Source organism: Neisseria sp. WLZKY-1, from assembly GCF_046546535.1.
GTDB lineage: Bacteria > Pseudomonadota > Gammaproteobacteria > Burkholderiales > Neisseriaceae > Neisseria.
In genome coordinates this window covers 11900-34870 of record NZ_JBKGTW010000016.1, presented here as the reverse complement: position 1 = coordinate 34870, position 22971 = coordinate 11900, and the positions used below count along the sequence as shown (strand labels likewise).

21 protein-coding genes are annotated in these 22971 nt (G+C 60.7%); 10 read left to right on the top strand and 11 right to left on the bottom strand.

All coding sequences use genetic code 11. From position 1 onward, the window contains the following. Positions 1 to 40 precede the first annotated feature (40 nt). The 10 genes from ACLD9W_RS06080 to cls all read right to left on the bottom strand — a co-directional run bounded on the left by ACLD9W_RS06080 (position 41) and on the right by cls (position 7902). Positions 41 to 979, bottom strand: coding sequence for a FecCD family ABC transporter permease (locus ACLD9W_RS06080; RefSeq protein WP_410841185.1), 939 nt, complete (start codon positions 977 to 979; stop codon positions 41 to 43). Between the two features lie 246 nt (positions 980 to 1225). Further along, the gene (locus ACLD9W_RS06075; protein ID WP_410841184.1) at positions 1226 to 1576 is read right to left on the bottom strand and encodes a YkvA family protein; all 351 of its coding nucleotides are present in this window, start codon (positions 1574 to 1576) and stop codon (positions 1226 to 1228) included. 101 nt (positions 1577 to 1677) lie between these two features. Next, complete coding sequence (locus tag ACLD9W_RS06070; RefSeq protein WP_410841183.1) at positions 1678 to 2967, bottom strand: MFS transporter; 1290 nt, start codon at positions 2965 to 2967, stop codon at positions 1678 to 1680. Then, positions 2964 to 3182, bottom strand: a complete 219-nt coding sequence (ccoS, locus tag ACLD9W_RS06065) for a cbb3-type cytochrome oxidase assembly protein CcoS (RefSeq protein ID WP_410841182.1) — start codon at positions 3180 to 3182, stop codon at positions 2964 to 2966. The genes ACLD9W_RS06070 and ccoS overlap by 4 nt, the downstream gene beginning before the upstream one ends. After that, positions 3182 to 3499, bottom strand: coding sequence for an HLGFF motif protein (locus ACLD9W_RS06060; protein WP_410841181.1), 318 nt, complete (start codon positions 3497 to 3499; stop codon positions 3182 to 3184). The genes ccoS and ACLD9W_RS06060 overlap by 1 nt, the downstream gene beginning before the upstream one ends. Positions 3500 to 3599: 100 nt before the next feature. Continuing rightward, positions 3600 to 4712 (bottom strand): PilT/PilU family type 4a pilus ATPase, encoded by a 1113-nt coding sequence (locus ACLD9W_RS06055; protein ID WP_410841193.1) that lies wholly within the window; start codon positions 4710 to 4712, stop codon positions 3600 to 3602. Positions 4713 to 4882: 170 nt separating this feature from the next. Next, positions 4883 to 5254, bottom strand: a complete 372-nt coding sequence (locus ACLD9W_RS06050) for a SirB2 family protein (RefSeq protein WP_410841180.1) — start codon at positions 5252 to 5254, stop codon at positions 4883 to 4885. Then, on the bottom strand, positions 5251 to 5835 hold the full coding sequence (locus ACLD9W_RS06045) for a tRNA (mnm(5)s(2)U34)-methyltransferase (protein ID WP_410841192.1): 585 nt from the start codon (positions 5833 to 5835) through the stop codon (positions 5251 to 5253). The genes ACLD9W_RS06050 and ACLD9W_RS06045 overlap by 4 nt, the downstream gene beginning before the upstream one ends. A gap of 111 nt (positions 5836 to 5946) precedes the next feature. Then, positions 5947 to 6378, bottom strand: coding sequence for an SUKH-3 domain-containing protein (locus ACLD9W_RS06040; RefSeq protein ID WP_410841179.1), 432 nt, complete (start codon positions 6376 to 6378; stop codon positions 5947 to 5949). 30 nt (positions 6379 to 6408) lie between these two features. Next, positions 6409 to 7902 (bottom strand): cardiolipin synthase, encoded by a 1494-nt coding sequence (cls, locus tag ACLD9W_RS06035; RefSeq protein WP_410841178.1) that lies wholly within the window; start codon positions 7900 to 7902, stop codon positions 6409 to 6411. A 197-nt stretch (positions 7903 to 8099) separates the two neighbouring features. Here cls and ACLD9W_RS06030 point away from each other — a divergent pair, with 197 nt between their 5' ends. The 5 genes from ACLD9W_RS06030 to ACLD9W_RS06010 all read left to right on the top strand — a co-directional run bounded on the left by ACLD9W_RS06030 (position 8100) and on the right by ACLD9W_RS06010 (position 13650). Next, positions 8100 to 11369: a DUF2339 domain-containing protein gene (locus tag ACLD9W_RS06030; RefSeq protein WP_410841177.1), complete on the top strand. Its 3270-nt coding sequence runs from the start codon at positions 8100 to 8102 to the stop codon at positions 11367 to 11369. Positions 11370 to 11376: 7 nt separating this feature from the next. After that, on the top strand, positions 11377 to 12138 hold the full coding sequence (gene gloB, locus ACLD9W_RS06025) for a hydroxyacylglutathione hydrolase (protein WP_410841176.1): 762 nt from the start codon (positions 11377 to 11379) through the stop codon (positions 12136 to 12138). A gap of 78 nt (positions 12139 to 12216) precedes the next feature. Continuing rightward, positions 12217 to 12963 (top strand): hypothetical protein, encoded by a 747-nt coding sequence (locus tag ACLD9W_RS06020; protein ID WP_410841175.1) that lies wholly within the window; start codon positions 12217 to 12219, stop codon positions 12961 to 12963. Beyond that, the gene (locus tag ACLD9W_RS06015) at positions 12960 to 13346 is read left to right on the top strand and encodes a hypothetical protein (RefSeq protein WP_410841174.1); all 387 of its coding nucleotides are present in this window, start codon (positions 12960 to 12962) and stop codon (positions 13344 to 13346) included. The genes ACLD9W_RS06020 and ACLD9W_RS06015 overlap by 4 nt, the downstream gene beginning before the upstream one ends. Before the next feature lie 112 nt (positions 13347 to 13458). Then, positions 13459 to 13650, top strand: a complete 192-nt coding sequence (locus tag ACLD9W_RS06010) for a hypothetical protein (protein ID WP_410841173.1) — start codon at positions 13459 to 13461, stop codon at positions 13648 to 13650. A 63-nt stretch (positions 13651 to 13713) separates the two neighbouring features. Here ACLD9W_RS06010 and typA read toward each other — a convergent pair whose 3' ends face one another. Next, a complete protein-coding gene (typA, locus tag ACLD9W_RS06005) occupies positions 13714 to 15525 on the bottom strand; it encodes a translational GTPase TypA (RefSeq protein WP_410841172.1) in 1812 nt (603 codons plus the stop codon). Positions 15526 to 15924: 399 nt separating this feature from the next. Here typA and bfr (ACLD9W_RS06000) point away from each other — a divergent pair, with 399 nt between their 5' ends. The 5 genes from bfr (ACLD9W_RS06000) (at position 15925) to ACLD9W_RS05980 (ending at position 22894) form a co-directional block, all read left to right on the top strand. Continuing rightward, positions 15925 to 16389 (top strand): bacterioferritin, encoded by a 465-nt coding sequence (bfr, locus tag ACLD9W_RS06000; RefSeq protein ID WP_410841171.1) that lies wholly within the window; start codon positions 15925 to 15927, stop codon positions 16387 to 16389. A gap of 24 nt (positions 16390 to 16413) precedes the next feature. Beyond that, a complete protein-coding gene (bfr, locus tag ACLD9W_RS05995) occupies positions 16414 to 16887 on the top strand; it encodes a bacterioferritin (RefSeq protein ID WP_410841170.1) in 474 nt (157 codons plus the stop codon). Positions 16888 to 17122: 235 nt separating this feature from the next. Continuing rightward, a complete protein-coding gene (locus ACLD9W_RS05990; protein ID WP_410841169.1) occupies positions 17123 to 17797 on the top strand; it encodes a fumarylacetoacetate hydrolase family protein in 675 nt (224 codons plus the stop codon). 199 nt (positions 17798 to 17996) lie between these two features. Further along, a complete protein-coding gene (gene secA, locus ACLD9W_RS05985) occupies positions 17997 to 20765 on the top strand; it encodes a preprotein translocase subunit SecA (RefSeq protein WP_410841168.1) in 2769 nt (922 codons plus the stop codon). A gap of 254 nt (positions 20766 to 21019) precedes the next feature. Next, the gene (locus ACLD9W_RS05980) at positions 21020 to 22894 is read left to right on the top strand and encodes a tetratricopeptide repeat protein (protein WP_410841167.1); all 1875 of its coding nucleotides are present in this window, start codon (positions 21020 to 21022) and stop codon (positions 22892 to 22894) included. Positions 22895 to 22971: the final 77 nt, after the last annotated feature.

The window sequence follows — 22971 nt, the reverse complement described above, 5'->3', positions numbered from 1 at the left end:
CTGCGGCTTGCTGCCTTGTATCTTTCTTAATTTTGATTCACTAACGTTGTATGGGGCGGATAAAGAGATACAGAAAAAACGGCCCACCGAGCAGGGCGATGACGATGCCCACGGGCAAATCGACGGGATAGGTAAGCCAGCGCGAGATGCCGTCCACAATCATCAGAAACACCGCGCCCACCCAGGCCGACAGCGCGGTAAGGCGGCTGCGTCCGCCGCTGACGGCCTGCGCGAGCACGTTGGGAATCATCATGCCGAGAAAGCCGATCACGCCCGCCAGCGACACCGCGCCGCCGGTCATCAGCGCCGCGCCGATAACGGTTTGCACGCGCACGCGGCTCACCGACACGCCCATGCTCACGGCGGTGTCTTCGCCTGTCATCAATACATCGAGCTGCCACCCCGACAGCAGCAGCAATACAAAACCAGGCAGCATGGTGCACAAGGCCAAGAGCGGCGAGGCAAAGCCCGCTTCCGACAGGCTGCCCGCCAGCCAGTTGGTTGCGCTGCGCAGCGCCATGTCGTCGGCCAGAAACATAATCATGCTCACCGCCGCGCCTGCAAACGCGCTCAATACGAAACTCAACACCAGCAGCCCCAGCGTTCCGCCGCCCACCAGCCGGTGCACGGCCAAAATCAGCAGGCACACGCCCAACGCGCCGCCAAACGCGGCCACGGGTACGCTCACCGCGCCGCCGCCGAGTGCAATCACCGAAATCACGCCCAAAGCCGCGCCGCCCGACGTACCGATCAGGCTGGGATCGGCCAGCGGGTTTTCAAACAAAGCCTGCAAAGCCGCGCCCGAAGCCGCCAGCCCCGCGCCGACCAAAAGCGCGGTGTAGATGCGCGGCAGGCGGATTTGGCGGACGGTGTCGTCCATCGCCAGCGGCGAATCCCACGCGCCAAAACCGATGCCGCTGCAAAAGTAAACGGCAGCGGCGGTAAACAGAAGGGTGAGAATGAAGGTGTGCGGTTTCATGGTTTGCTTGTGAAAATGGGGAAAGGGAAGGTGTTTTTAACTGCGTTAAAGCCATGTTTTCAGACGGACTTTCGCCGCAGAAAAACGGGCAGCCCGTCTGAAACAGTCTGCCCGATTGGTGCGAAATTTTATCATTCCGTATCCGTTTTCACCACACCCACGGGCGGCGCGGGCGCAAAAAGGCCGTCTGAAAACGTTTCAGAAACGTCATGCCCGCGAAGGCGGGAACGGCCTTTCGTCACAGGCTCAGCGGCGCAGCAGTGCGTCGGCGGCTGCTTGGGCGCGGCTGAGGATGTCTTCGGTGAGATAGGCTTTGAGTTGCGTGTAGGCCAGCGTGAGGACGGCAATGTCGTCGGTGAAACCAAAAGGCAGCAGAATGTCGGGGATGCTGTCGATGGGGCTGACGAAATACAGCAGGGCGGCGGCGATGATGAGTTTGGCTTTGGCCGGGGTTTGCGGCGAGCGGTAGAGGTAGTAGAGGGCGTAAAACTGCCGCACGACGGGCGCACCGAGGTCGGCGGCGTGGCGGGCGAGTTTTTTCAGAAAGCCCGGTTCGTTGAGTTTGCGGCGGCGGAAGGTGGGGATGTAGTCGGTCATTTCAGACGGCCTTTCTCGGTTGCGGTTGCAGTTTCAGACGGCCATATGGCTTTTCAGACGGCCTGTATCAAGCAGGCCGTCTGAAAAGTTTGGTAAGCGGTTTATCCGCGCAGGAAACGGCGGTCGAGTTTGACCAGATAGGCCAGCAGGCCGAGGTTGCCGAGGGCGACGGCGAGATAAAGCAGGCCGATGTTGTCGAACAGAAAGAGCAGCACGGCGCTGAAAATAGCGGCGGCCACCATAAACAGGCCGTTGACGATGTTGTTGGCGGCGACGGCGTTGGCGCGGAATTCGTCGCTGCTGGCGGTTTGCAGCCAGGTGTAGAGGGGCACGGAAAAAAAGCCGCCGAAAAAGCCGATGGCAATCATGCAGGCCATGACGGGATAGGCGTTGGCGCGGGTGAGGAAGGAGAAGATGCCTTCGAGCTGCGCGCTGTCGTAGTGTTGGCCGTGGGTAAGCCAGACGAGCAGGACACCGAAGACGGTGAGGCCGACGGTGCCGGCGGAAACGAGGCGCAGGTGCAGGCGGTGGCCGCTGATTTTGCTGCACAGTACCGAGCCTGCGGCGATGCCGACGGAAAAGAGGGCGAGCATGAGGTTGAAGACGTTGTCGTTGCCGCCGAGGTGTTTTTGCGTGAAGGTGGGCAGCTGGGTGGTGTACACCGCGCCGATGAGCCAGAACCAGGAGATGCCGATGATGGCGGTATAGAGTTCTTTTTGCGCGAAGGTGTCTTTGAGGAGCTGTTTGGTGCTGCGGACGATGTTCGGGTCGATGTGCTGCTGCGGGTTTTTCGCGCCGACGTAGGGCATGAAAAAGGCTGTGACCGTGCCGCCGGCGGCAATCAGCACGACCAGCGCCATCACCAGCGCGTGCGGCGCGCCCGCCAGTATCGTGCCGAGGATTTGGCCGAGGAGGATGGCGAGGAAGGTGCCCGATTCGATCAGGCTGTTGCCCATCATCAGTTCTTTGTCGTCGAGATAGTCGGGCAGGATGGCGTATTTGAGGGGGCCGAACAGGGTGGATTGCGCGCCCATGCAAAAGAGCATGGCCAGCAGCAGGGGCGCGGACTGGATGTGAAAGCCGTAGGCGGCAACGGCCATGATGAGGATTTCCAAAAGTTTGATGATGCGGGCGAAGCGGGCTTTGTCGTAGCGGGTGCTCAGTTGGCCGGAGATGGAGGAGAAGAGGAAATAGGGCAGGATGAAGAGCAGCGAGCCGAGGTTAAGCATTTGCGCGGGCGGCAGGATGCTGTTGGCGCCGAGGCCGTGGTAGCTGATCATGACAAAGAGGGCGGTTTTGAACAGGTTGTCGTTCAATGCGCCGAGAAACTGTGTGCCGAACAGCGGGGCGAAGCGGCGGCTTTTGGCAAAGGCGAAGCTGTTGTCGCTCATGGTTGTTCTCCGTGTTCGGGGCGGTTTTTTTCAGACGGCCTGTCGGGTTGCGGTGTCTGCGGCGGTTCGTGGTAGCTGTCGTCGTCCATCAGGATGCGGTGGGCAGGGCCTTCGAGGTCGTCGAACTGGCCGCTTTTGCCCGACCACCAGAAGAAATAGATAATCAGCGCGCCGAGAATTAGGCTCAGCGGCACGAGGATGTACATGCTTTCCATCAGAATGTTCCGGCAAGGTCTTCAAGGATAAAGGTTTGTCCGCCGAGGCTGAGGTATTCGTTGCGGATGCGCCCGGCGGGGGTGCCGTCGGCTTCGTAGAGTTCGACGCGGTCTTGTTCCAGCTGCCAGATGCCGGGGTTTTTGCTGTCTTGGAAGGGGGCGAGGGCGCGTTCTGCGGCGGCGGGGGGCGGGTTTTCGCTTTGCAGTTTGACGAGAAACTGCCCGGACTGCGGCGGGGTTTCGTGCTCATCGTCGTCGGTCATAACGAAGAAGCCGATATGGGTTTGGTCTTCGCTGTGGAGGCTGAAATAGTGCATGGTTCGGGGAAGCTGCGGCGCGGGAGTCCGTCTGAAAAGGGAATGGATGGGAAAAGGCCGTCTGAAAGCCTGTCGGCGTTTTTCAGACGGCCTGTCTGTCTTACAGCAGCTCGAAGTCGATGCCGGCGTTCTGTCCCCTGCGGCTTTTGAGCTGGATGGCCAGACGCAGGTCGTTGGCGGAATCGGCGTTTTTAATCGCTTCGGCGTAGGAAATCTGGCCGCTTTCGAAGAGTTCGTACAGCGCCTGGTCGAAGGTCTGCATGCCGATGTCGGTGGATTTTTTCATGATTTCTTTGATGCCGTGCACTTCGCCGCGCAAAATCAGGTCGGAAATCAGCGGCGATTGCAGCAGCACTTCCACGGCGGCCGCGCGGCCTTTGCCGTTTTCTTTCGGCACAAGGCGTTGGGAGACGAAGGCCTGCAAATTGAGCGACAGGTCGGTCAGAAGCTGGGTGCGTTTTTCTTCGGGGAAAAAGTTGATGATGCGGTCGAGCGCCTGGTTGGAGCTGTTGGCGTGGAGGGTGGCCATGCACAGGTGGCCGGTTTCGGCGAAGGCCAGCGCGTATTCCATGGTTTCCTGGTCGCGTATCTCGCCGATGAGGATGACGTCGGGTGCTTGGCGTAGGGTGTTTTTCAGGGCGGCGAACCAGTTGTCGGTGTCGACGCCCACTTCGCGCTGGGTGATGATGCAGTTTTTGTGCGGGTGGACGAACTCGATGGGGTCTTCGATGGTGATGATGTGGCCGTAGCTGTTTTCGTTGCGGTAGTCGATCATGGCCGCCAGCGAGGTGGATTTGCCCGAGCCGGTGCCGCCGACGAAAATCACCAGCCCGCGTTTCTGCATGGCGACTTTTTTCAGGATTTCGGGCAGGCGCAGGTCGTCCATTTTCGGGATGACGCTGTTGATGATGCGGATGACGAGGGCGACGGCGCCGCGCTGGATCATGGCGTTGACGCGGAAACGCGCCACGCCGTCGATGCTGACGGCGAAGTTGCATTCTTTGGTGCTTTCGAATTCTTCGCGCTGTTTGGCGGTCATCAGCGCCTGGGCGATGGCGCCGCAGGTGCCGGCGGTGAGCGGTTTGTCGGTAATCGGCGTGAGTTTGCCGTCGAGTTTGACGGCGGGCGGGAATTCGGCGGTGATGAAGAGGTCGGACGCTTTATGTTCGTACATATAGCGCATCCAGTTGTGAATGGTGTCTTTGATGCCCATCGGCTCGGAGGAAGCGGCTGCCGTCATAATGTAATCCCTGTAATTATATTAAAAGGCCGTCTGAACGGGTTCAAACGGTGCGGAAAAAACGGGCGGATTATAGCCGAGAAAACGTTTGCGGCATATCGGGCAAAGGCCGTCTGAAACGCTTTCAGACGGCCTTTTGCGCTTTAAAACGGTTTGTAGGTGGCCAGATAGTAGATGATGCCGACCACGCCCATGCTCAGTGCGTAGAAAAACCAGGCTTTGGCCGAACGCGGCTGCGATTTGAGCGCCGCCATGCCGATGAAGACGTAGCCCACCACCAAAAGCAGCTTGACGCCCAGCCAGTTGGCGTTGCCGAAGGGCGTCCAGTGGGCGATGGTCATGATCCAAAGGCCGGTGAAGAGCAGCGTGGTGTCGTTCAGATGCGGCAGCACTTTGAGCACACCCGGCAGCGGCTTTTCCGGCTTGGCAAAGCGCATCCAGTAGCGCAGGTTGAACAGCAGCACGGTCATGGCGACAAAAAACAGATGGCCTTTTTTCGCCCAAATGTAAATCATGGTTGTATCCCTTGTTTTTGTTTGGAAATTTTTTCCACCGCCAGTAAAAGCGGCGGCGAATTGCGCTGGTTGGCAAAGGCGTAGCGCAACACGGCAAAGCGCTCCTGCGGCAGGGCGGCCGCCCATTCCTGTACCGCCGCGCTCTCCTGCGCACCTGCCGGATGGCCGCCGTAGAGCACCGCCGCCAAAATGCCGCCTTCGGTCAGCAGCCCCAGCGCGGCTTCGAGCGCCGCAATGCTCGATTCGGCGCAGGTGGTGATGTTTTTGTCACCGCCCGGCAGGTAGCCGAAGTTGAACACGGCGGCATCGAGCGGCTCTTTTATATAGTCTGCCAAACGCTCGTGGCTGTCGCACACCAACACTACCTGCTTGTCCGCCCCTGCCGCTTTCAGACGGCCTTTGGTGGCGTCCAGCGCCTGCTTTTGTATGTCGAACGCCCAAACCCTGCCCGTTTCCCCGACCAGCCGTGCCAGAAGCAGCGTGTCGTGTCCGTTGCCCGCCGTGCCGTCGAGGGCGCGACCGCCTGCTTTCAGACGGCCTTCGAGCAGGCTGCGGGCGAATGTCAGGGCGTTGGGCAGCATGGGCAGGGATTTGGCGGGCAAAAAACGCGGGCAGTATAAAAGGTAATGCTGCCTCTGCCAACAGGCGGCTTTCAGACGGCCTTTGCACCCGGGAGGCCGTCTGAAAAGGCGTTACAGCAGATGCTTGAACGGGTTGCCCCTGCGGCAGACAAATTCCACGCCCTCGTCGGCGCATCCGCCCAAAAGACAGGTGATGCCGGTGACGTGGCAGATGCCGTACATCCGTCCGCTTTCGCCGACAACCAGTGCCACATCGGGCGTTTCGCCGACTTCCAGCCCTTCTTCCCCGATGCTGCCCGCGATATAGGCCAGCCTTTCGCGCGTCAGGCATTCCGTGCGGGCGCGGAATTCAAAGAGAAAATCCCGCTCGGAAAATTCGAGGGACAGGCCGTCGAACTCGCGCAGGAAAGTAGCGGGCTTTTCGCCGACAACATAGCCGCAGGCGGCGGCTTGGGCGGCAACGGCGGCGGTATCAGTGTGCCGGTTGGGATGCCAACCTGCCCTCCGCAGGGTTTGCATGGTTTTTTTGTCAAAACGCGCCATGATGTTTCCTTTTCCGCTTTTCAGACGGCCTCACAGCAGCGGGCTCATCAGTCTGACGGTGTTTTCCACCAGCCCCCACCATTTGGGGCGTTTTTCCCACACTTCGGCGCTGATGCGGCGGCTGTCGGCCAAATAGCCCTGTTGCAGAGCGGCGATGCGGGCGGTGGTGGGGCGGTCGTAGATGGCGAGGCTGATTTCCAGATTGAGGAAGAAGCTGCGCATGTCCATGTTGACCGTGCCGAAGAGGGCGTAATCGTCGTCGATCACCATGGTTTTCGCGTGCAGCAGGCCGCCTTCGAAGAGGGCGATGTCCACGCCCGCGGCCAGCAGCATCGGGTAGTAGGCGCGCGAGGCGTAGCGCACGAGCAGGGAATCGACCTGCGCCGGCAGAATGAGGGTTACGGCCACGCCGCGCTTGGCGGCAGTGGTAAGGGCAGTGAGCAGCGGCTCGTCGGGCACGAAATACGGCGTGGTGATGGTGACGCGGCGGGTGGCGGAGTGGACGGCGCTGACAATGGTTTCGTAAATCACGCGGTCGCTCTGGTCGGGTGCGGAGGGGATCACCTGCGCCACAATGCCGCCCTGCGCCATGTTTTCCGGCAGCAGCGTCGGGATGCGGTCTTCGTGCAGGGCGATGTATTGCTGTATGCCTTGCAGGTTTTCGTCGTCTTCCACCGCCAGATCGGCAAAGAACACGGCCGACATTTCCAGCACCAGCGGCCCGGTGCAGCGCATCATCACGTCCACCCATTCGCCGACGCCCGAATCTTGTTTGAAAAAACGCGGGTCGACGAGGTTGTAGCTGCCCGTGTAGCCGACTTTGCCGTCCACGACGAGGATTTTGCGGTGGTTGCGCAAATCGCTGCGCGTGAAGAAGGTGCGCAGCAGGCCGACGGGCAGCGAGGCGTGTACTTCCACGCCCGCGTCGCGCAGAGTTTGCGCCCAGCGGCTGTCGAAAAAGCCGAGGCTGCCCACGGCGTCGGCCAAAACGGCGCAGTCGACGCCGCGCTGCGCCGCCCGCGCCACGGCGCTCATCAGCTCTTCGATGCGCCCCTGCGGCTCGATGATGTAAAAGGCCAGCAGGCAGGAATGCTGCGCCGCTTCGATGTCGGCCAGCATGGCGTCAACGATTTCGTCGGTGGTGGAGAGCAGCTCCATCGCGTTGCCCTGCGTCGCACCCAGGCCGGTAACGCGCTCGGCGATGCGGCCGATGCCGTGGTAGCGCGGTTTTACCTGCCCGGCAATGTCGAGGTAGCGGTCGGCCAGATATTTTTCGGCGAAGCCGCGGTAAAAACGGTTCATCTCGCCGCTGCGCTTGGCGCGCGCCGCACCCAATCTGGGTTCGCCGAGCATCAGATAGGCCAGCGTGCCGAAAATCGGAAATAGAAACAGAATGATGAGCCAGGCGAACACCGAACCGACATTACGCTGCTTATAAAGCACGCGCACCATGCAGGCGAGTGCGGCGCAGGTATGGGCGGCAAGGAAAATCTCGCCCCAAGTGATGTTTTGCAAAACGGACAAAGCGATCTCCGTGCGGCAGACAGTCAAACAGGCAGGCGATTATAGCGGCGCGTGCGGCAGCGCCAAGAGAGGCCGTCTGAAAGGCACGGCGGGCGGCCGCAACGGCGTTTTGTCTGCGCTTTCAGACGGCCTCTTTTGCGGTTGTGCCGCCGCACCTATACAATCGGCCGCCTGTCCGCATCCGCAGGAGATTTCCCATGCCGTATCTGCTTTTCGTCCTTGCCCTGATTGTCGGCATCGTCAACGGTGCGCCGCTGTCGGGCTTTCTGCTCGGCGCCGCGCTGTGCTACACCGTGCACACCGCCCAAAAGGCGCAGCGCGAAAGCGGCGGCACGCAGGCGCTGCGGCAGGAAATCCAAGATTTGCGCCGTCGCGTGCGCCTGCTCGAAGCGCAGATCAGGCCGTCTGAAAACCCGTCGGCAGACGTTTGCGAGCCGCCGCAGGCCGAAAACGGCGGCGTTCAAAAACGTTATCCCTGTATGCCTGAGACGGGGACGGCCTTTTCTCCACAGACAGAGATGGCAGAAAACGAAACACCGCCCTCCCCCGCCCTGCCGCCGCGCCATGCCCGCGCAGACGTTTCCGCCCTCGCCCGATTGCGTGCGCAGCGGCAGGACGGCACGATGCACGGCGCACCGACGCAGGCCGCAGCCGCCCGCGTGCAGGCACAAACGGCGCAAACCGCGTTTCAGACGGCCTCCCAAGCGCAGAGGCCGTCTGAAAACGAAACGGCAGACCAAGCCGCGTGGTATGACAATAATGCTTTGGCATCGTGGTTTGTCCGCAGCAATCCGCTGTTGAAAACGGGCGTGGTGGTGCTGTTTCTCGGCCTGGCCTTTTTGCTGCGCTATGCCTCGGAGCGCGTGCATGTGCCGGTGGGGCTGCGTTATCTGACGGTGGCGGGCGCGGGTTTGGCGGCGGCGCTGGCGGGCTGGAAGTTGCAGGCGCGCCGCCGCGATTACGCGCTGGTATTGCAGGGCTTCGGTTTGGCGGTGATGTATCTCACTGCGCTGGCGGCTTTGAAACTGCATCCGCTGCTGCCCGCGCCTTTGGTATTCGCGCTGATGGTTTTGCTGGTGACGGTAATGGCGGCCTCGGCGGTGAAACAGAACGCGCAGGCGATGGCGCAGGTGGCGCTGGTTGGCGGTTTGGCCGCGCCGCTGCTGGTATCCGACGGCAGCGGGCGTTATCTGGTGCTGTTTTCCTATCTGGCGCTGCTCAACGGCGGCGTGGCCTTTATCGCCTGGTTTAAGGCTTGGCGGCCGTTGAACCTCACCGGTTTTGCCGGCACGTTTCTGATTGCCGCCGCGTGGGGCGCGCGCGATTACGCACCCGATCTGTTCGCAACGACCGAGCCGTTTTTGCTTTACCACGGGCTACTTTATACGCTAGTGGCGGTGTTTTTCGCCCGCCGCCATCTGTGGGAAAACGAAGAAGACGATGTGCCGCCCCTGGCCGACAACGCCTCCTTCGGCGAAATTGTCGCGCGCATTGCCGCACACGGTATGCGCGTGCATCTGATCGACCATGTGCTGCTCTTTGGCACGGCGGGCGCGGCCTTCACCCTGCAATGGCATATGGTGAAACATTGGCCGCACGGCGCGGGCTGGTCGGCGCTGGGCTTTGCCGCCGCGTACGCCTGCGCCGCGCTGACGGTGCAGGGCGGCGGTTTGGCACTGCTGCGGCAGGCGTTTGCCGCGCTCGCGCTCGCTTTTGCCACGTTGGCCGTGCCGCTGTTTTTCGACGGCGCGGACACCGCCTCGCTGTGGACGCTGGAAGCGGCGCTGACCTATTACTTCGGCCTGCGCCAGCGTCTGCCGCATCTGCGTTTGGCGGCTTTGGCGGTGTATCTGCTCGCCGCTGTTGCCCAGCTTGCTTCCTACCGCGTTTCAGGCCGCCTGATTACCGGTTCGCCGCTGTCGACGCTGCTGGCGGCGGGCGGCGGCGGACTGGTTTATCTGTTGTGGGCACTGTACCGCCGCGAGGGTTCGGCCGCATGGGAACGCAGCTGGCAGACGGCTGTACTGACCGCCGCGCTGTTCTACGCCTCGCTGCTGCCGCTGCTGTGGTTCTCGTCGTCCAAGACGCTGCTGCTGTCCTACGCGCTGCTGTCGCTGCTGTGGGCGGCCTGCCAATACCGACAGCGGCAAACCGTGTTCGCCGTGTTCTCGCTGCTGTGTGCACTGGCGCTGCCCCTGATTTATCTCGCCAAACCGTTCTGCTGCACGGTTTTCGCCCTACTGAAAACCGACGCAGCACACGCGGCGCTGCCGCCGCTCGAAGCGGCGCAATATCTGACAGCCGCCGCGCTGACGGCCGCCGCCGCATGGCTTTTGTCGCGGCCGCAATGGCGCGAGTCAGAGCAGACGTCTTGGTCGGGAGCAACGGTGTTTGCCGTTGCGCTGCTGCTGGCCGACGCGGCGTGGCGCGGCGTTTTGGGCTCGTCCGGAAACATCGGGCGCTGGCTGCACCCGCTGCTGTTGCTGACGCCCTTTGCCGCAGCCGCCCGTTATCTGCGCTGGCGCGAGGCGCAATACGTTCTGCTTGCGCCCGCCTTTTTCTTCGCCGCCGCGCTGTTGACGGAAAACTTCCGCGCCGCACCGCTCGTCGCATGGCCGATACTGGCGGCGCAAACCGCGCTGACCTTTTGGCTGCTCGGTTTGGCTGACGAAGAAGGTGCGGAAAATGCCGAAGAAAACGGCCGACGCGGCGTGTTCTTCTATCTGCATGCCGCCGCGCTGTTTCTGTTTGCCCTGCTGTGGCAGAAACTGGTGTTTCAGACGGCCTCGTTGTTCCTGTCGGGCGCGTGGCTGCAACTGTCGTGGCTGGCCGTGCCTGCGGCCTATTGGCTGGCGGCGGAGCAAGGCGCGCTGCCGCTTTTCAGACGGCATCCCGCCGTTTACGGCAGTTTCGGCCGCGCCCTGTGCGCCTTTGCCGCCGCCGCGTGGCTGCTGTGGACCAACACCGCCGCGCCCCACCGCCCCGCGCCGCTGCCCTATCTGCCGCTGTTTAACCCGACGGAGCTGGCCGCCGTCGGCCTGCTGTGGTTCGGCTTCCGTTCGCTGCCGCATATCCATCTGAACGAAGAAACGCGGAAAACGGCCGCATACGCCCTGTCTGCCCTCGCCTTTTTCACCCTCAGCGCGGGCGTGATGCGCCTCTGGCATTTCTACGGCGGCATCGGCTGGAATCTGGCCGAACTCCTGCGCTCCGTCGGCTTGCAGGCCAGCCTGTCCGTCGTGTGGGCGGGTGCGGCCATCGTGCTGATGGTGGCGGGCAACCGCAGCGGCAGCCGCAGCCGCTGGATAGGCGGCGCCTCGCTGATGGGCGCGGTGGTGGTGAAACTCTTCCTCGTCGAGCTGGGCAACAGCGGCGGCATCGAACGCATCGCCTCCTTCATCATCGTCGGCCTGCTGCTGCTTCTGGTCGGCTGGTTCGCGCCCGTGCCGCCGAAAGACAAACATTAGGAATCCCATGAACAAACCCCTAAACATCACCCCCATCCCCGCCCTGTCCGACAACTACGTCTGGCTGCTTTCAGACGGCCTCAACGCCGCCTGCGTCGATCCCGCCGAAGCCGCGCCCGTGCTCGATTATCTGCACGCGCGCGGCCTCGTCCTCACGCAAATCTGGATTACCCACCACCACCACGACCACACCAGCGGCATCGCCGGACTCAAACGCCGCTTCCCCGACTGCACCGTCTATGGCAACAGCGACATCGCCGAAGCCGACGAAACCGTCGGCGAAGGCAGCAAAATCCGTTTTGCCGGACACCGCGCCGACGTGTGGCACATCCCCGGCCACACCGACCGCCACCTCGCCTACCTGCTGCACGACGCAGGCCGTCTGCACGTTTTCTGCGGCGACACCCTCTTCTCCGCCGGCTGCGGCCGCGTCTTCACCGGCACGCCCGAAGAACTCGCCGCCTCCTGCCGCCGCCTCGCCGCCCTGCCGCCCGACACCCTTATCTACCCCGCCCACGAATACACCGCCGCCAACCTCGCCTTCGCCGCCCACATCGAACCCGACAACGCCGACACCGCCTGCGCCCGCAAAGAGGCCGCGCACACCCCCACCCTGCCCGTCACCCTTGCCCACGAGCGGCGCATCAACCCCTTTCTGCGCACCGGCGAAGCCGCCGTCCGCCGCCGCGCCGCCGAACTCTGCGGCCGCGAACTGCACGGCGAAACCGCCGTTTTCACCGCCCTGCGCGAATTGAAAAACGGATTTTGAAAACAGGCCGTCTGAAAGCGCAGCTTCAACAAAGTCAAAACACTTTCAGACGGCCTCAACGCAGCAGGGGAATAAAACATGAAAATCATCAGCAAATTTAAAGATTTTTACGATTTCAAAGTCGCCAAATACGGCGTCGATCCGATTTTGGTGTTCGACCGCCGCGCGCGCGAAGATTTGCCCGCGCCCAAAGCCTTGCCCGCGCCGCTGCCCGAATGGGAAAAAGAGCTTGACGCGTGCGTCGTCGTATCGTGGCTCTATGTGGGCAATGTTCAGACGGCCTTGTTCAACAGCGGCGAACGCGTGTATAGCGCGGCGAATATCGAGTCCGTCCGCATCGAAAACCGCAACGGCTGGATGGACAAATTTCTCTGCTTTTGCGACGGGCAGGAATACTGCCTCGTCGGCTACAACTATTGGGTGCACCACAGCGAAGAACTGCACAGTTTGCTCGCACCAAAAGAAATCAGGCGCAACAACATCCCGCGCCTGCAGCCCTACCGCGACATCCCCCTGCTGCTGGCCTATTTCCCGCAAGTGCAAACCGAAGACGGCGAAACCATACGCGACATCAGCGACTACACCGCCTACGCCGCCAACCCGCAGCTCTCCGCCCTGGGCGTGTATCTCGACCCCGATTTCGTCTGGCAGAAAATCGTGGAATACCTGTCGCAACTGAAAAGCGAAGCCGAAACCAGCCCGCCCGTGCCCGACCAAGCCAAAATCGGCAACAAGGGTTTTGACGAAAAATATTCCTTCCGTCCGAAGATGAAAAGGCGTCCCCGCCTACGCGGGGATGACGTTTCTGAAAGGAACAAAAAATGAGCGCGTCCCTTATCCGTCCGCAAGATGTGGAAACCGCCGACTGCCTGTTGGAAAACATACAAATCGGCGGCAAACATATCACGCTGCATTTCGCAGAAATCTACCACACCGATTTGCAGGCTTTTGCGCCAAACGTCGTGATCGAAATTTCCGACTGGCAGCAGTTCCGCGGCCGCGCCTACCATGCGAAAACCGGGCGTTCGCGCACGATTGCCGAAAGCCGTATTGAGCCGCTCGAAGCAGTTGCGGCATACCGTTTTTCAAACGGCCTGTTGACACTGCAAGGCTTCGCCCTGCCGCCGTCGGAAGAGTGGCTGGAATACGGTTTTGTGCAACCTGTTGTCCGCATCACGCAGAGGCCGTCTGAAAAGAGAAAACCGTGAGCCTGCTCCTGCAAATTTCCACAGCGTAAGACCTGACCGGCTGCCGCATTTTCGTCTGCTTTGTGCCGGCGCAAATCCTGCGCGAGGCAGAGCAGCAGGAACGGCGGAAATATTGGCAGAACAAGCCGACAAGCACGGCATTCCCTCCGCCGTGGTGCGCCTGCCGGGCAGCCGCGCCATCCGCAGCGCGTTTTCGCGGCAGGAATTTTGCCGAAGGCTGATGATTCCGATTCCGCAGCAAAAAAGGCCGTCTGAAAGCCCGATAAGGGATTTCAGACGGCCTTTTACCGTTTTGCCTGTTTGAAGGAGGCCGTCTGAAAGAAGGCAGATGCTGCATTGCGCTTTCAGACGGCCTCTTGCCGACGGATTAGTCCAGTTTTTTGAAATGGCGGCGGCGTTCGAGCTCGCTCAGATAGCGTTTGCGCAGGCGGATGGACTGGGGGGTGATTTCGACCAGTTCGTCGTCGTCGATAAATTCGACGGCGCTCTCGAGCGTGAGCTTGATGGGGGTGGTGAGGCGCACGGCTTCGTCGGTACCGCTGGCACGCACGTTGGTGAGCTTTTTGCCTTTGAGCGGGTTGACGACCAAATCGTTGTCGCGGCTGTGGATGCCGATAATCATGCCTTCGTAGATTTTGTCGCCGGGGGAGACAAACATGCGGCCACGGTCTTCCAAGTTCCACAGGGCGTAGGCGACGGCTTCGCCCTGCTCTTGGGAAACCAGCACGCCGTTGTGGCGGCCGGGCATGTCGGGCTTCACGGGTGCATAGTCGTCGAAGACGTGGCTCATCAGGCCGACACCGCGCGTCATGGTCATAAATTCGCCTTGGAAGCCGATCAGGCCGCGGGCGGGGATGTGGTATTCGAGGCGGGTGCGGCCGTTGCCGTCGCTTTCCATATTGGTGAGCTCGCCACGGCGGCGGCCGAGTTCTTCCATCACTGCGCCCTGGTTGTCGTCGGGTACGTCAACGGTCAGGTTTTCATAGGGCTCGCATTTTTGGCCGTCGATTTCGCGGAACACGACGCGCGGTTTGCCGACGGCGAGCTCATAACCTTCGCGGCGCATGTTTTCCAGCAGGATGGTGAGGTGCAGCTCGCCCCGGCCGGATACGCGGAATACGTCGGCATCGGCGGTGTCTTCCACGCGCAGGGCGACGTTGGTGAGCAGCTCTTTTTGCAGGCGGTCGCGGATTTGGCGGCTGGTGACGAATTTGCCTTCGGTGCCGGCCAGCGGGCTGGTGTTGACCATAAAGTCCATGGTCAGGGTGGGTTCGTCCACGCTCAGCATCGGCAGGCCGACGGGGTTGTCGCGGTCGGCAATAGTCACGCCGATGCCGATGTCTTCGATGCCGGAAATAATCACGATGTCGCCTGCTTCGGCTTCTTCCAACGGCACGCGCTCCAGGCCTTTAAAGCCGAGCAACTGGTTGATGCGGCCTTGGGCGACTTGCTGCTCGTGGTTCATCACGGCAACAACCTGGCCGGGTTTGATGCGGCCATTGAGAATGCGGCCGATGCCCAGGCGGCCGGTGTAGTTGTCGTAGTCGAGCTGGGAGATTTGCAGTTGCAGGGGGGCGTCGGCATCGCCGCTGGGGGCGGGAGTGTGTTTCAGGATGGTGTCGAACAGCGGGCGCATATCGCTGCTCTCGTCGCTTTCTTCGAGTTTGGCAAAGCCGCTCAGGCCTGATGCGTACACAATCGGGAAATCCAGCTGTTCTTCGGTGGCGCCGAGATTGTCGAACAGATCAAAGGTTTGGTCGATTACCCACGAGGCGCGGGCGGTGGGTTTGTCGATTTTGTTAATCACAACAATGGGTTTTAAGCCCAGCGCCAGCGCTTTTTTGGTCACGAAGCGGGTTTGCGGCATCGGGCCTTCTTGGGCGTCAACCAGCAGTACCACGCAATCGACCATGCCCAATACGCGCTCCACTTCGCCGCCGAAGTCGGCGTGTCCGGGGGTATCGACGATGTTGATGTGGTAGCCTTCGTATTCGATGGCGGTGTTTTTGGCGAGAATGGTAATGCCGCGTTCTTTTTCGAGATCGTTGCTGTCCATCACGCGCTCGTCCACCTGCTGGTTGGCGCGGAAAGTGCCGGACTGGCGCAGCAGCTGGTCAACCAGCGTGGTTTTGCCGTGGTCAACGTGGGCGATGATGGCGATGTTGCGGATTTGTTTCATAAGTTTTGTACTTTTGCTGACGGAATGGAAAAGCGGCGGATTATAGCACTTTGCCGCCGCAGGGTCGGATTTTTACCGCGTGCAAAAGTCTGTTGCACGGGCGCTTTTTTGCATTTGGTTAAACTATGTAAATAACAAAATTTATTGAGAGCTTTTATTAAAATCAAACGGATTAAAACCCTAAAGGAAACAAAGCAATACTTTCAGACAGCCTTCTTCAAGCCCCCAGCCTTTTGCCTGATAATTGTTTGTATTTTAAAAGAAAAGTTGCATTGCGTTTTGGCGCTGCTAGAATGCGCCCATTCAAAAAACGCCGCCCGAAACAAGGCGGGACACAAACCTTCTGCCAAACCCAAACCACACCAATTTTTTTTAATCCGGACAAACAAGGAAATAATTATGCAAGGCGATAAAGCAGTCATCGACTATATGAACGAACTTCTGGCGGGCGAGTTGGCCGCGCGCGACCAATACTTCATCCACTCCCGCATGTATGCCGAATGGGGCTACAACAAACTCTTCGAGCGTCTCGGCCACGAAATGGTTGAAGAAACCGAACACGCCGAACAGTTTATCCGCCGCATCCTGATGCTGGGCGGCACACCCAACATGGTACCCACCGCGCTGAACATCGGCAGCGACCTGCCCTCCATGCTCAAAGCCGATTTGAACACCGAATTGGAAGTGCGCGCCGCACTGAAAAAAGGCATCAAACTGTGCGAGGAAAAACAGGACTACGTCACCCGCGACATCATGGTCAAACAACTGGCCGACACCGAAGAAGACCACGCCCACTGGCTCGAACAGCAGCTGCGCCTGATCGACATCATGGGTCTGGAAAACTACACCCAAAGCCAGCTGTAAACAGCCACACAAAAGGAAAGAAACATGCAAGGCGACCGCAACGTCATCCGCGGGCTGAACAAAAACCTCGGCCTTTTGCTGGTGACCATCAACCAATACTTCCTCCACGCCCGCATCCTGAAAAACTGGGGCTTGGAAGAGCTGTCGGAACATTTCTACAAGCAGTCCATCCGCGAAATGAAATCCGCCGACGCCCTAATCGAACGCATCCTGATGCTCGAAGGACTGCCCAACCTGCAAGAGCTGGGCAAACTCCTGATCGGTGAGAACACCGAAGAAATCATCAAATGCGACCTGGCCAAAGAGGAAGAAAAACACGCCGAGCTGGCCGCCGCCATCGCCCTGTGCGAAGAAAGCCAAGACTACGTCAGCCGCGCGCTGTTGGAAAAACAGAAAAACGTCAACGAAGAGCATATCGACTGGCTGGAAACCCAGCAGGAACTGATTGCCAAAATGGGCCTGCCCAACTACCTGCAACTTGGGGCGCAAGAGGACTAAGGCGAAACAAACCGCCGCTGCAAACCACTGCCAAACAAGCAGCAACCCTGCACCCTGCCACGGCATACCGCAAAACGGTATGCCGTTTTTTTGCCCGCCGCACACGGATTCGGCTGGCAAACACGCTACAATCCGCCTGCCATGCGCCTTTCAGACGGCCTCAGGCCGTCTGAAAGGCAAAGCAGCCGGAAAGGCCGTCTGAAACAAACTCCCCGCCCCCACAAAAGGAAAAGCCATGACCGACATCCTGCTCGACTCCCGCCCCGTCCGCGCCAACACCGTCTACTGCATAGGCCGCAACTATGTAGACCACATCGCCGAGCTGCAAAACGAAACCCCGACCGAACCGCTGGTGTTCCTCAAACCCAATTCCGCCATTATCGGCAGCGGCGCGCAAATCGTCCTGCCCGCATACAGTGCCGACGTGCATTACGAAGCCGAGCTGGTGCTGCTGATCGGCGGCGATGCCGACAGTCTGAACGAAAACGAAGCCCTCGCCCTAGTCGCAGGCTACGCCGCCGGCCTCGACCTCACCGCCCGAGATGTCCAAACTGAATTGAAAAACAAAGGCCTGCCGTGGACAAAAGCCAAAGGTTTCAAAAGCGCGGCCTGCGTATCGGACTTCCTGCCCGCCAGCCGCCTGCCCGACCCGCTGCACACCCACTTTTCCCTGCGGCAAAACGGCATCCTGCGCCAGCAGGGCGACACCTCCCTGATGATTTACAGCCTGCCCGCCATCCTTTGCCATCTTGCAGAAACCTACGGCCTACGCCGCGGCGACATCGTCTTCACCGGCACGCCTGCTGGTGTCGGCCGTCTGAGCGGCGGCGACAGGCTCGAACTGGATCTCTGCGGCCTGATACAGGCCGCGTTTACCGTCGCCCCCGCAGCAACGGAACAAACGGAATAATTAAGAGGCCGTCTGAATACTTTTCAGACGGCCTCATGCCGCAAAACAGAAAAGGCCGTCTGAAACCCACCCAAGCCCCGTTCCCGCGAAAAACAACCCCTCCGCAGCCGCCCGCACCCCATGCGGGCGGATTATTTATTTCAGACGGCCTGTGTTAAAATGCGCCGTTATCGCCTTTAAAAACAGGTTCAAAAATCCCATGCTTACCCAACTGGCAAAAAAAGTATTTGGCAGCCGCAACGACCGCCTGCTGAAACAATATCGGAAAACCGTAGCGAAAATCAACGAATTGGAAGCAGGCATCCAAGCGCTAGACGATGCCGCGCTGCAAGGCAAAACCGCCGAATTCAAACAGCGCATCGCCGAGGGCGCAAGTTTGGACGACATCCTGCCCGAAGCCTTCGCCGTCTGCCGCGAAGCCTCGCGCCGCGTGCTCGGCATGCGCCATTTCGACGTCCAGCTGATCGGCGGCATGGTGCTGCACTACGGCAAAATCGCCGAAATGCGCACCGGCGAGGGCAAAACCCTGGTCGCCACCCTGCCCGTGTATCTGAACGCCCTTTCGGGCAAAGGCGTGCACGTCGTCACCGTCAACGACTATCTGGCACAGCGTGACGCGGCAACCATGCGTCCGCTTTACAACTTCCTCGGCCTCGAAGTCGGCGTCATCATCAGCGATCTCGACCCCTTCCAGCGCCAAACCGCCTACGGCGCCGACATCACCTACGGCACCAACAACGAGTTCGGTTTCGACTACCTGCGCGACAATATGGTCGTCAACCAATACGACAAAGTGCAGCGCGAACTGAATTTCGCCGTAGTGGACGAAGTCGACTCCATCCTCATCGACGAAGCGCGCACGCCGCTGATTATCTCCGGCCAGGCCGACGACAACGTCAGCCTGTACAAAATCATGAACCAAGTCCCCCCGCAGCTGTTCCGCCAGGAAACCGAAGAAGGCGAAGGCGATTACTGGGTGGACGAGAAAAACCACAGCGTCCTGCTCAGCGAAGCCGGCCACGAACATGCCGAAGCCATCCTGACGCGCATCGGCCTGCTGGCCGAAGGCGATTCGCTCTACGCCGTTTCCAACATCTCCCTGATGCACCATCTGATGGCCGCCCTGCGCGCCCATTCGCTGTTTCACAAAGACCAGCACTATGTGATTCAAGACGGTGAAATCGTCATCGTCGACGAATTCACAGGCCGCCTGATGTCGGGCCGCCGCTGGTCGGACGGCCTGCATCAGGCCATCGAAGCCAAAGAAGGTGTCGAAATCAAACGCGAAAACCAAACCCTCGCTTCGATTACCTTCCAAAACTACTTCCGCCTCTACACCAAACTCGCCGGCATGACCGGCACGGCCGACACCGAAGCCTTCGAATTCCAGAGCATCTACAATCTGGAAACCGTCATCATCCCGACCAACCGCCCGATTCAGCGCAAAGACTTCAACGACCAGATTTTCCGCTCGGCCGAAGAAAAATACGAAGCCGTCGTCAAAGACATCATCGAATGCTTCAACCGCGGCCAACCCGTACTCGTCGGCACCACCAGCATCGAAAACTCCGAACTCGTTTCCACCCTGCTGCGCCAACATGGCATTCCGCACAACGTGTTAAATGCCAAAGAACACCAGCGCGAAGCCCTGATTGTGGCGCAGGCGGGCAAAGTCGGCGCGATTACCGTCGCCACCAATATGGCCGGACGCGGTACCGACATCGTGCTAGGCGGCAACGTCAAACACCAGGCCGACGCCGTCCGTGCCGACGAGAGCCTAAGCGAAGAAGAAAAAGCCGCCAAAATTTCCGCCCTGGAAAACGGCTGGCAGGAAGAGCACGACAAAGTAATGGAAGCGGGCGGCCTGCACATCATCGGCACGGAGCGCCACGAGAGCCGCCGCATCGACAACCAACTGCGCGGCCGCGCCGGACGCCAGGGCGACCCCGGTTCCAGCCGATTCTACCTCTCGTTTGAAGACCCACTCCTGCGCCTCTTCGCGCTTGACCGCGCCGCCGCCATCCTCAACCGCCTCGCTCCCGAGCGCGGCGTCGCCATCGAAGCGGGCATGCTCACCCGCCAGATCGAAGGCGCGCAGCGCAAAGTCGAAGGCCGCAACTTCGATATGCGCAAACAGGTTTTGGAATACGACGACATCGCCAACGACCAGCGCAAAGTCATCTACTTCCTGCGCAACGACATCCTCGCCTCCGGCAGCATCAGCGAAATCGGCAAAGAATTCCGCACCGAAACCGTCTCCGCACTGATCGATACCCACATGCCGCCCGACAGCATGGAAGAACAATGGGATCTGCCCGGACTGGAAGCCCGCCTCGCAAGCGATTTCCGTCTGCATGCCGACATCCAAGGCTGGCTGAAAGCAGACAACACGCTCGACAACCAAGACGTGAAAGAACGCCTGCTGGCACAAATGGAACAGGATTACAGCAACAAAACCGCCCTTGTCGACGAAAACGAAATGCGCCAGTACGAACGCAACGTCATGCTGCAAGTCATCGACACCCAGTGGCGCGACCACCTGTCGGCTATGGACTACCTGCGCCAGGGCATCCACCTGCGCGGTTACGCCCAGAAAAACCCCAAGCAGGAATACAAACGCGAAGCCTTCGAAATGTTCCAAAACCTGTGGAACAGCATCAAATACCAGATTGCTTCGATACTGGCTTCCGTACAGGTCCGTATGGACGAGCCGCTGGCACAGGAGAGCGAACCTGCCGATTTAGCCGACCTGAACGCCCACGCCTTCCAAGCCGACGCGCCCGACATGGAAGAAGTGCTGTCGCAGTCGCGCAGCGGGCTGGCCGCCGAAGCCTTCGACCCCAATGCCGACAACAGCAGCTACACCCCCGAAGCGCTGGCCGCGCGCGGCATCGTCGTCCACCGCAACGACCCCTGTCCCTGCGGCAGCGGCCTGAAATACAAACACTGCCACGGCAAGCTCGACTGACGCCGCCTCCGCAGCAAGCGCCAACTGCGCCGCAAAGCAACTTTGTGCTTTGCGGCGCAGTTTTCACATCCGCCTGCGCCAGCCGGCAAACCACCCCTGCAAGCCAATCGCTATAAAATTCATTCCGCCGTATGTTAAAGTAGCCCCCTTTCCGTTACAGGCCGTCTGAAAGCCGGATTTCAACGCAGCCAAACCGCCGCCGCGCAAAGTCCGAACCGCCCGCCAGACCGCCCCCAGCACCCACCGAGAACACCATGTCTGACAAAAAATCCCGCCTGACCACCGCCGCCCTCACCATCCTGCTGACACTCGCCGCCTCCGCCCTCCACGCCGCAGGCACAAGCGGCCGCCCCGTCACAAAGGTTGGCAGCCACCGCCACATCACCATCGACGCCGCTGAAGCCGCCCGCCGCGAAGCCGTCGTCAAACGTACCAACGACGCCTTCACCCTCTTCGGCGCCGAAATCGCCCTGCACAAAGGCGACCCCGCCACCGCCCTAGGTACCTATCTCGTCATGCTCGAACGCACCCGCGACCCCGAAGTGGCCGAACGCGCGATGGACATGGCCGTCGGCCTCGGCGCTTACGAACAGGCCGAACAAATCTACCAGAGCTGGCTGAAAATCGAACCCGTCCCCGGCCCCGCCCTCAAACGCATCACCTGGATGCGCGACATGGTACGCGGCCACTATGCCAACGCCCGCGACGGCTTCGACGCCGCCCTCGAAGGCGCCGACGAAGGCCAGCGCAGCCGCATCTTCCTGCTCACCGCCCAAACCGCCGCGCAAAACCCCGCCGTGGCCAAACTCATGGAAGAACCCGTCCACAACCGCGCCAAAACCTACCTCGACAAACCCGACGCCGTCATCGCCGACGCCATCCTCAGTGCCCTCAACGACAAAACCGCCGCCGCCGTTCAGGCCTTGCAACGCCTGGCCGCGCTCGACAGCGACATCCTCCCCCCCACCTACCTCACCATGCGCCTGATCGGTCAGCGCAAACCCGACATCATCAACCGCTTCTTCGCCGAAACCGACACCGCCAAACTCTCCCCCGTCTGGCAGGAACTCCAAGTCGAAGCCCTCATCTTCGCCAACAAAAAAGAAGAGGCCGGCAAACTCCTGCGCGAACTCATCGACAAACGCCCCAACGCCGACCTCTACATCCAGGCCGCCCTCCTGTCCGCCGGACGCCAAGCCCCGCTCGACGAAATCCTCTCCTACCTCACCAAAGCCTACCAAAGCGGCACGCAGGAACAGCAAAGCCGTGCCGCCGTCATCGCCGTCATGCGCAACGCCGACAACAAACGCTACACCGAAGCACACGGCTGGCTCGACAAAATCCACTCCCCCGACTACGCCTTCGACAAAGCCGTCCTCGCCGCCTCGCTGTATGCCGAAGAACAAAAATGGCCGCAGGCCGCCGCCGAAGTCCGCCGCGCCCGCCGCATGACCGCCCGCCAAGGACGCTTCTTCGACGCCGCCCACCTCGCCGGCATCGAACTCATCGTCATCGGCCACAGCAGCAATGCCAAACAGGCACTCGCCGAACTCAACCGCCTCTACGAAAACGCCGCCAAACAGCCCGGCAACGCCGAAATGACCGGCAACATCCTCTACCATCGTGCCATGATCTACAGCGACCGCCTCGGCCAACCCGCCAAAGCCGTCGCCGACCTGCGCCGCTACCTCGAACTCTCCCCCGGCAACCCCAACGCGCAAAACGCCCTCGGCTACACCCTGCTCACCCTGCCCACCCCCCAAATCGAAGAAGCCTTCCCCCTCATCAGCGCCGCCTTCGAACAACTGCCCGAAGAACCCGCCATCAACGACAGCCTCGGCTGGGCCTACTTCCTCAAAGGCGACCCCGAAGCCGCCCTACCCTACCTGCAATACGCCTTCAAAGAACACCCCGAAGCCGAAGTTGCCGCCCACCTGGGCGAAGTCCTGTGGACACTCGGCCGCAAAGACGAAGCCCGCGACACCTTCAAACAAGGGCGTGCCGCCGGCGGCAACACCCGCGTCCTGAACGACACCCTGCGCCGCCTCGGCATCTCCGACAAACCCGCAGCCGAAACCGGCAAAAGCAAACCCGCCCCCGCCCCCGCCAAAAAGAAAAAGGCCGTCTGAAACAGCAAAGGCCGTCTGAAAAACGTTTTTCAGACGGCCTCCGCCGCTAAGTCAGGGTGTGGCGCAAGCGACGCACG